The sequence below is a fragment of the Arthrobacter sp. Hiyo1 genome (assembly GCF_001263615.2).
Classification (GTDB): domain Bacteria; phylum Actinomycetota; class Actinomycetes; order Actinomycetales; family Micrococcaceae; genus Arthrobacter.
Window position 1 is genome coordinate 133,938 of record NZ_DF952472.1, and the last position, 8,330, is coordinate 142,267.

9 protein-coding genes and 2 pseudogenes are annotated in these 8,330 nt (G+C 63.2%); 3 read left to right on the forward strand and 8 right to left on the reverse strand.

The genetic code is table 11. The features are described 5' to 3' along the window. The first annotated feature begins 59 nt into the window (after window positions 1–59). Window positions 60–374 (forward strand): GbsR/MarR family transcriptional regulator, encoded by a 315-nt coding sequence (locus AHiyo1_RS14265; protein WP_340639332.1) that lies wholly within the window; start codon window positions 60–62, stop codon window positions 372–374. Between the two features lie 23 nt (window positions 375–397). Here the strand turns inward: AHiyo1_RS14265 and AHiyo1_RS14270 are convergent, their stop codons facing one another. Next, window positions 398–880, reverse strand: coding sequence for a DUF805 domain-containing protein (locus AHiyo1_RS14270; RefSeq protein ID WP_084784516.1), 483 nt, complete (start codon window positions 878–880; stop codon window positions 398–400). A gap of 259 nt (window positions 881–1,139) precedes the next feature. Here AHiyo1_RS14270 and AHiyo1_RS14275 point away from each other — a divergent pair, with 259 nt between their 5' ends. Next, window positions 1,140–2,009 carry a universal stress protein gene (locus AHiyo1_RS14275; protein ID WP_059389012.1) on the forward strand — a complete coding sequence of 290 codons (870 nt, stop codon included), beginning with the start codon at window positions 1,140–1,142 and terminating at the stop codon, window positions 2,007–2,009. Here the strand turns inward: AHiyo1_RS14275 and AHiyo1_RS14280 are convergent. The 7 genes and pseudogenes from AHiyo1_RS14280 to AHiyo1_RS26880 form a co-directional block, all read right to left on the reverse strand. Beyond that, window positions 1,998–2,807, reverse strand: a complete 810-nt coding sequence (locus tag AHiyo1_RS14280; RefSeq protein WP_148667590.1) for a hypothetical protein — start codon at window positions 2,805–2,807, stop codon at window positions 1,998–2,000. The two genes, AHiyo1_RS14275 and AHiyo1_RS14280, sit on opposite strands and share 12 nt — an antisense overlap. Window positions 2,808–2,923: 116 nt before the next feature. Beyond that, the gene (locus AHiyo1_RS14285) at window positions 2,924–3,355 is read right to left on the reverse strand and encodes an NAD(P)H-dependent oxidoreductase (protein ID WP_172465598.1); all 432 of its coding nucleotides are present in this window, start codon (window positions 3,353–3,355) and stop codon (window positions 2,924–2,926) included. 20 nt (window positions 3,356–3,375) lie between these two features. Beyond that, window positions 3,376–3,678, reverse strand: coding sequence for a tautomerase family protein (locus tag AHiyo1_RS14290; protein ID WP_059389016.1), 303 nt, complete (start codon window positions 3,676–3,678; stop codon window positions 3,376–3,378). 147 nt (window positions 3,679–3,825) lie between these two features. Next, window positions 3,826–4,785, reverse strand: a complete 960-nt coding sequence (locus tag AHiyo1_RS14295; RefSeq protein ID WP_148667591.1) for a GlxA family transcriptional regulator — start codon at window positions 4,783–4,785, stop codon at window positions 3,826–3,828. A 648-nt stretch (window positions 4,786–5,433) separates the two neighbouring features. After that, window positions 5,434–6,743 (reverse strand): annotated as a pseudogene (dctA, locus tag AHiyo1_RS14300) (C4-dicarboxylate transporter DctA). A gap of 57 nt (window positions 6,744–6,800) precedes the next feature. Next, window positions 6,801–7,676 carry a PrpF domain-containing protein gene (locus AHiyo1_RS14305; RefSeq protein ID WP_253257359.1) on the reverse strand — a complete coding sequence of 292 codons (876 nt, stop codon included), beginning with the start codon at window positions 7,674–7,676 and terminating at the stop codon, window positions 6,801–6,803. Window positions 7,677–7,761: 85 nt separating this feature from the next. After that, window positions 7,762–7,941 (reverse strand): annotated as a pseudogene (locus AHiyo1_RS26880) (PrpF domain-containing protein); the annotation flags it as partial. 128 nt (window positions 7,942–8,069) lie between these two features. Between AHiyo1_RS26880 and AHiyo1_RS14310 the strand changes: the two are divergent. Next, a partial coding sequence (locus AHiyo1_RS14310) for a LysR family transcriptional regulator (protein WP_113990669.1) occupies window positions 8,070–8,330 on the forward strand: 261 nt, incomplete at its 3' end.

Here is an 8,330-nt window from a genome sequence, read left to right on the forward strand (position 1 = left end):
CTCATGGCCCTTGTGGTCTCTGACGACGCTCGCTGACTGCGGCCGAACTCTCCGAGATACTGGGCGCGAGCGCCGCCGCCGTCTCCGGCTCCGTGCGGTACCTGCAGACCGTCGGATTCGTGCATCGGGTCTCTCAACCCGGCAGCCGCCGTGACCGCTACGCCCTCCCCGACAACGCGTGGTACGTCGCTTCCCTTCGGCAGAACCCCGTGTACAAGCGCCTTGCAGACCTCGCCGACTCCACTGCTTCAAGCCTCCCGGAGGGGTCAGCGGCGAAGGCCCGGGTGGACGAGATGGGCGCCTTCTACCGTTTCCTCATGACCCGGCTGCCCGGGCTCCTCGATGAGTGGGAACACACGCGGGTCAGGGCCTAGGCTCCCCGGACATTGCCTGAGTCTCAAGCCTGGGGCGGGTACGGCTGCGGCGGGTTCGGCGGATACGGCGGCGGAGAGGCCTGCACCATTCGGTCGAAGCGCTGACCACTGGGATTGGCCGGCAGGAGCACAAACACGAGCAGTGCGATCCAACCGAGCACCGGGACCAGGGCGAGCAACAAGAAGAGCGCACTGAGATTCGCGTCGTGCAGGCGCCGCGCGGCCAAGGCGAGCGAAGGCACAATCGTCGCCAGGAACCACAGTCCGCCAAGGGCCGTCGAGGTGCTCGTGTTGCCGTTCCCTGTGGCCCCGGCCGCATTGATGACCCCTGAGACGACGGCTGAAGCGAGGAACCACCACCAATACTCACTGCGGCTCGCGCGGCCGTGGAAGATTGCGTACTTTTTCCAGAATCGTTTAACGGCCTCGATCGGCGGGGCTCCATAGTAGGGCAGTCCAAGCGGGACTCCACCCGGAGGAAAATTCTGGGGCTGATAGCTGGACATCATTCAAACCCTTCCATGCAGACTTATTCGACACCGGCATGCTAGAACCGGTAGGCCCGTCAGAACAGGGCACAAAGCCCCGCATCGGGCAACGGACACAGGCCAGGATCCGCGGGTGCGTTCGGTCGCTGGCCACGGTGCCCGCAAGAAGCTTCTCTTGCGGGACTTCCGGCACTGCCGGGCCGGGCCAAACGAGCAGAAAATGGTGCGCACAGCACCCGGACAGTGGGAGCCACATTTCATGGAGGCGGACTAAGTCATGAAAAAACCAATCGTTGTCGGCGTCGTTGACACCCAGGCGAGCCGGGCCGCGCTGGCTTGGGCAATGGACCGGGCGGCTCGACGGAAACTGCCGGTGCTGCTCGTTCACTCGGTCGACAGTCGATGGCTCGACGAATCAGTTAGTACGAACGAGGTGGTCAGAACCGCAGCAAACGAGCTGCTGAGCAAAACCGCGGCATATGCAGGCGAATTGGAGCCATCGGTCCAGGTAAAAACCGTGCTGTTCTCCGGTAGCCCCGGGCAGGCGCTCAGGAAGCACTCGAAAGGGGCCTCGATGGTTGTCATCGGAACCGGGCACAACTGGCCTGGAGGACCCGTCGCTGACAGGGCGCTGCAGATCGCCGCCGTCGCCGTGTGCCCTGTGGCAGTAGTCGGGGAGCAGGACATGACGGGGCGCCGCGGCATCGTGGTCGGCGCTGACGGTTCCGAAGAGTCTACCCAAGCGGTTTCCTTCGCGGCCGAAGAAGCGGACAAGGACAGCCAGGAGCTGACAGTGGTCCACGCCGTCCTCGCGCCGCCGCTCATTCAACGCGTGATGCCGGCGAGCGACGTTGCCGAGACTGTCTTGGAAGAAGAACGAATTGTCCTCGCCGAGACCGTCGCGGGTCTGGCCGAAAACTATCCCGACATGGTTGTCCATCAGGCTCTGGTGTCCAACAACGAACCGGGGGAAGCACTCCTGGACGCCGCCGCCAATGCCACATTGCTGGTGCTGGGAAGCCGTGGAAGGGGCAGCTTCAAACGCCTCCTCATGGGATCGACTGCCCACACCGTACTCAGGTCCCTGCCCTGCCCAACCGTCATTACCCGGGTGCGGCGGGTGAAACTCACAGGGTTAAACGGCTAGCCCAGTCACGGACCGTTTCCCGCTCCGATAGCTACTCAAGCGACTCCAGCTCTTCCCCTTATTGATCCAATAGGCCCGCTGATCCTCTGCCGGGCGGCGCGCCCGAAGACTGCTAGCGCAAGAAGTCCGGTTGAAGGAGTTAAGGTCGACCTGGATTCCGCCGATGTCCTGGCCGAGTTTTTGCTGGACACCGACACGCATGTTCCCCGGCACGTTCCAGCCGCCGTATGAAACGGGCGCGGGCGAAAGAAGGTCCGGAGTCCAATGCGCGTAGTCGAAGTCATGGAAATCCCCGTCCCACAGCGGAAGATCCGAGAACTCGCTGCTGTCGCCCATTATCAAGGGCCAATGGGTGTGAATGCCGTAGACAATGGGCCGCACGCCCATGTCCCGGACACCGTCAACCATGTCACTTGTAATGGGTGGTTCGCCTAGCTCGACGTCCAGGGCAAAGAACTCCAGCTGCTCACGGTACGGACCGGTGGCCTCTATGCCGCCCTTCCAACATTCCGCGTTGCGGGTGTAGACGGCAATCCTGAGTCCGGCGTCCAGCGCCATCTTGAGCTGCGTTTGTGTCCGGTCCCATGGAGTGCAGGTCCCCCACGCGGTTGAATGCATCACGTACAGCCGGAAGCCCGCGTTGTAGGCACTGACGAACCAGCCCGGGTCGGTGATGGTGGCGGTGGTGTCCAGGACTTTCACCGACGGTTCCGCCGAATGCGCCGCGGGGGCATCGAGGGCGCCGGCCACGGCCAGGAGCGAGGCCAACACCACTGTCAGTATCTTCCTCTTTTTCATCGGGTCTCCCGGATGGTCCTCTCGCACAGTGTAGGACTCCCGGGGCTGAAGAGGAATAGCCCGCCGTTTGGCGGGAATCGAGGCCCGCGCCGGCCTGCCGCACAGCTACATTAGGTTCAACTGGAAGCCGCCGCGCGCGGCGCGCTTCCATGGTTGGGGACAAGCATTGCTTCGTACTCCCAGCCGTGGAGGCCGTTGGGACCGTACCCGTCGAAGGCGCCGCCGGTCGTGGTGACAACCCGGAGCGTCTTACCGGCCAGGGCTCCTGGAGTGCCGGTCCCGTAGGCCCAACCGCGGGTCAGGACCTCGTCCAGCCAGCGTTTGAGAATCGACGGCATGGCGTACCAATAGGTGGGGTACTGCAGCACGATGTGGGCAGCCCCCGCGACCGCGTCCTGTTCGGCTTGGATATCAATGGAGCCCGTCCCATACAGCTCGGAAAGGACGCGGATGTGAACATCCTGAATGGACTTTGACTCCTCGAGTAATGCGGCGTTGATGCGAGAACTGCGGAGGTCCGGGTGGCCGACGATAAGTACCGTCTTCATGCTGTGCTCCAACGACTCACTCACTTTTCCTGCAAAGGTGCTTTCTGTGCCAGTTCCGGTCGAGTAACCGGGTGGCCGTCGATGGACTCGTAAAGGCTCTTGGAGCGGGCAAGGCCGTCCATCAGGCTGGCCGGTCCCCTGAAAGGCAGACCACCGATGTGCCAACCGTCTGTGTGCAGTTCCTCAATGAGGACCCAGACCACCTCGCGGAAAGCTTCAGATCCTTCGAACTTCACCATGACGTCCGTGAGCGCTGCCGCCATCCGGTGCTTTTCATCTTCCGTGAAGACGCCGTCGACGAGCTTGACATTTACGAACGGCATTGCGTTCTCCTCTTTGTAGGTGCCCGGATTGCCCGGATATACCAAGCTTTGACCACGGGCGGCGTCGGCGGACCCGCGAATGCCGTCAATCACCCCACAGATACCGTCAGGGTGTGTCGGAGGCAGGCAGCGAGGTCCAGGGAACCGTCAGGGCGGGCACAGGAGGCGTTCCAGATAGAGCGAGGGACTCATTCCGATCTTCTGCGTGAAGACCCGCCTCATCGTCTCAGCACTTCCAAATCCGCTTGCGGCTGCCGCAGCGGCGACGGTGGTTCCCCTCTGGAGCATTGCCTGGGCCGCTTCGATGCGCACCGTTTCGACGTATCGACCAGGGCTGGTGTTGGTTCCCTCTTGAAAGAGCCGCGCAAGGCTACTGGCGCTGAGATTCGTCATGGCAGCCATGGCGTCAATCGAGTAATCCGCGCCGGGATCGGCCGTAATGCGGTCCAACAGCCTTCTGAGGACGTGGTCCCGCGGAACGCCCACCCGGACAGCGACAGAGTGCTGGGATTGCCCTCCCGGCCGTTGATTGAAAATGACCATTTGACGGACCACGGCCCGGGCAACATCAGGTCCGTAGTCCTCCTCGACCATGAACAACGCCAGATCCACCCCGGAACTGATGCCCGCCGAGGTGATGATCGAACCGTCCTGCACGAACAACGCATCAGGCACGACATGCACCAGCGGATATGACCTCCTGAACCGTTCGACCTGGGTCCAATGGGTGGTCGCGTTCCGGTAATTCAGCAAGCCCCCGTGTGCCAGGAGAAACGCACCGGTACAGACGGAAGCGATCCGCCCGGCGTCATTCGTTAGATGGGAAACCGCCTCGACGAGTCCCTCCTCGAAAGGCTTGGACACCATCCCGTAGGCACCCGGAACGATCACGGTGTCCAAGGCGCCCGTCTCTCCGGCTGCGGCCTCGGCGGTCAAATAGTGTCCGTTGGAAGCACGCTTGGCACGGCCATCGCTGGAAACCAAGACAGTGTCGTTATGGGCCCCAAAAGCATTTGCATGATGAAACACATCAGCGGGCCCGGCAACATCGATCATTGTCACGCTGTCATGGATCAAGAACCCGATAGCCCGGCTTCGATCACTCACTTCTCACCCTGGTCTTTCCAAAATGTCGTGCGCAGCTCCGATCCGCCTCTTGCGCGTCAAAGCCGCGGAACTGTACGCCGACGGAAACTCTGTTGTCTAGATACTCAAATTATTTCCGCTTTGGTTTCTATGGATTCAATGATTGCTTCGGGGCCGGTTCTTAAATTGTAGGTCTCAAAACCACTGGATTAGCAGCGGATGCGGAACCCCTGTTTCCTTGAGAAATCGATGCTTCCGGAAGGTCACAAGCGATTTCTCAGAGAGTTGGTCCCGCCTGGTCACGGCCACGCCGAGACCAATCCCGGTGCATGTCGGCCGTTAATAGCCTTCTCCGCCCTGCTGTTCTTCTCGCGGAAACGCCGGTCGTGTCGCGGGAGGGGACGTGGCGGGGAGCAGTGGTTCTTCTCCCCGCCACGTTGGCACCGGAACCGGTCCTGCGCCCGACTGTCGGGTTACCTGTTGCGATGGATTACAGGGCCGGTGCCCGGTGCGGCTTGGTGGAGGACCCGCGATTCTTGGTTCTTGGAGCTTCGACGGGTCCTTGATGTGTGCATAGCTTGGCGGCTCGTCGACGAATCCATGCCAGCTACAGGCTGGTGGGCCTCGCGGGTGTGATCAGGTTTGGATCCCGCCTGGCTGGGCGTACCCTCAGTGTGCCAGCACGGGTTCGCTGAGCTGGAGCTTGTCCGCCTCGGTCTGCACGAAGCCTGCCTGGAGCTCGGCACGGAGTTTGTCGGTGTCGAGTGCGTGCTGCCACTTGGCGATGGCGACGCAGGAGACGATGTTGGCGACCGTGCTGGTGAGGGCGCGGGCTTCGCTCATGAAGCGGTCGATGCCGACGATGAGTGCCACGCCGGCAACGGGCAGCGTGGGCATGACCGTCAGAGTGGCGACGAGGGCGACGAAGCCGCTGCCTGTCACGCCCGCGGCACCCTTGGAGGTCAGCAGCATCATTCCGAGCATGAGGAGGATCTGGTCCCAGCCCAGGTGGATGTCGCAGGCCTGGGCGATGAACATCGAGGAGAGCGTGAGATAGACCGCCGTGCCGGTGAGGTTGAAGGAGTAGCCTGTCGGGACGACGAGCCCGACGACTCCGCGGTCGCAGCCGAGGCGCTCGAGCTTGGAGAGCAGGCGGGGAAGGACGGGTTCGCTGGAGGACGTGGCGAGGACGATGAGGAACTCGTCACGGAAGTAGCGCAGGATCCGCCAGAGACTGAAACCGGTGAGCTTCGCCAGGATTCCGAGGACCAGGACCACGAAGACGATGCACGCGGCGTAGAAGGCGAGGATCAGCAGGCCGAGGTTGCCGATCGAATGAGCTCCGTACTTGCCGACCGTGAACGCCATGGCCCCGAACGCCCCGATGGGAGCGACCTTCATGAGGAAGCCGAACACGACGAACAGCAGCTTGTTGAAGCTGTTGACAACGTTGAGGGCCAGCTGGCCGGGTGCGCCGAGCCTGCTGAAGGCGAAGCCGCAAAGCAGTGCGATCACGAGCACGGGCAGGACCTCACCGTCGGCGAAGGCCCCGACGAAGCTGCTGGGATGATGCTCATGACGAAGTCCACGGGGTTGCCGCTGGGCAGCTGGCTTGTGTACTTCGAGGCAACAGAGGTATCGAGGTGGGCTGGGTTGATGTGCATGCCCGCTCCCGGCTGGAAGAGCATGACCGCGCCCAGGCCGATGGCCAGGGCCACCGCCGTGAGCGCGTAGAACAAGCCCAGCGACCGCAGCAGGGTTGGGCCGACCTTCTTGGTGTCCGTCAGCGAGGTGATGCCGCTGACGATGGTGCAGAACACGATCGGCGCGATCATGAACTTCACGAGCTTCACGAAGCCGTCGCCGAGCGGCTTGAGGGAGGACCCGAGGTCCGGCCACAGCGCGCCCACGAGGATGCCGAGCCCGACGCCGATGAGTACCTGGACATACAAATGTCCGAGGATGGATTTGATCTTCATTGAACAACTTCCTGGGTGAGTGCCCCACCTAATGATGGCAGGGGCGGAATAAAGGGGCTAGGCCGTCAGGGCCACAGGCTGCGCGACGTCGATATCGGCGACGGCGAGATGGCGGGCCGCCCTGTGGAGGGCTACTTCGCTGACGTCCCCGTCGTCGTCCGTGACAACCTCGGTGGTGATGACACCGGCAGGTGTTCCGAGGCGCAGAAGCCTGCGCCCTTGGTGAGTTTCGAACGCCGGGGGCAGCACCTTCGCCACCACCGATCCCGGCAGGGCGGCTGCGAGGGAGACTGCAACGGCGGATGTCAGGCCGATGGCGGGGTGGGGTGCGAGCATCGAGAGCATGCGCACCCGCAGATCATGGGTATCGGCCGCGATCCTCGTTCCGTCGGCCGCAATGTAGTCACCGGGCGCTGCGACGACACCGACTTTCGGCACGGCATTCTGCGGAGGATCTTCAGGCTTCCTCAACCCCATCATCAGGCCTGCCGACGCCCGGGCTGCCACAAGCCTGGGCAGGTGCTCGGACAGGTTGCCGGTCATCACGGACAGATCGATGCCTGCCTCGTCCGCCGGAATCAGCACCGCAGGTGCCCCGGCGTCAATGAGAGTCGCCGTAAGAGTGGACCCAGCGGCCACGATCTGGTCTGCAGCGCTCCCCGTTGGAAGGACGGCTCCCGTGGTCCGCCCCCACGGGGCGTGGAACGAGAGGCTCACGGGAACACCCAGTGCCCTGCTGCCAGGAACACTGGCCAGGCCCGACGCCGGGATGCGGCCGCCGGGGGTCGCGACGGTGCCGCTCAGCACGGCTCCGGTGTTGAGGTTGCGCATCCTGACCCGGGTTGATCCCGACTGGGGAGTAACGATGCCCGACTGGACGGCGTACAGAGCGATCGCGGTGGCGCAGTTGCCGCAATTGGAACCAAGTTCCACCGTCGGGTTCCCGATCCCGACTTGGGCAAAAGAGGTAGTCCAGGTCCGCCGGCCCGTCGGGAGTCGCCCGGACGACGGCCGCTTTCGACGTTGTCGAGGTGCCGCCGCCGACGCCGTCGAGCTGGCGGGGATCCGCTGCACCGAAAGCATCTGCCAGGAGGCTGCGGATCTGTTCGCGGCTCCCGGCGTGGAGGGCTACATCTTCGGCGTCGAAAAGCCAGCACTTGCTCGTGCCGCCCCGGTACCAGTGACCGCGGAGTTGCATGGTCCTCTTCCTTTACATGTCGTTCGTGTTGCACCTCACGGCGCCTGCTCCTTCTACGATCCACGCCACGAGAGTTGAGCACAATCACAGGATTCTCGACTACCGTTCACTTTTGCTAAACTCAATGCATGGCCGACCTTGACCTGCACCGACTCCACCTGCTCCGCGAGGTGAGCCGTTCCGGCTCCCTGACGTCCGCCGCGACGGCCCTGTCCTTTACGACCTCAGCCGTCTCCCAGCAGATCGCCAAGCTTGAACACGAAGTGGGCGTCGCGCTGATCGACCGCCATCCACGGGGCGTCGTGCTCACCGATGCCGGTCAGGCGCTCCTCCGCTACGCGGAAGAAATCGACCGGACAATCGAAGCCGCCCGGGCCGAGATGGGCGAG

Coding starts and splice junctions, on each gene's coding strand:
- AHiyo1_RS14285 (WP_172465598.1), bottom strand. CDS start 3,355: ATGAAGACGGTACTTATCGTCGGCCACCCGGACCTCCGCAGTTCTCGC.
- AHiyo1_RS14290 (WP_059389016.1), bottom strand. CDS start 3,678: ATGCCGTTCGTAAATGTCAAGCTCGTCGACGGCGTCTTCACGGAAGAT.
- AHiyo1_RS14270 (WP_084784516.1), bottom strand. CDS start 880: ATGTCCAGCTATCAGCCCCAGAATTTTCCTCCGGGTGGAGTCCCGCTT.
- AHiyo1_RS14280 (WP_148667590.1), bottom strand. CDS start 2,807: ATGAAAAAGAGGAAGATACTGACAGTGGTGTTGGCCTCGCTCCTGGCC.
- AHiyo1_RS14275 (WP_059389012.1), top strand. CDS start 1,140: ATGAAAAAACCAATCGTTGTCGGCGTCGTTGACACCCAGGCGAGCCGG.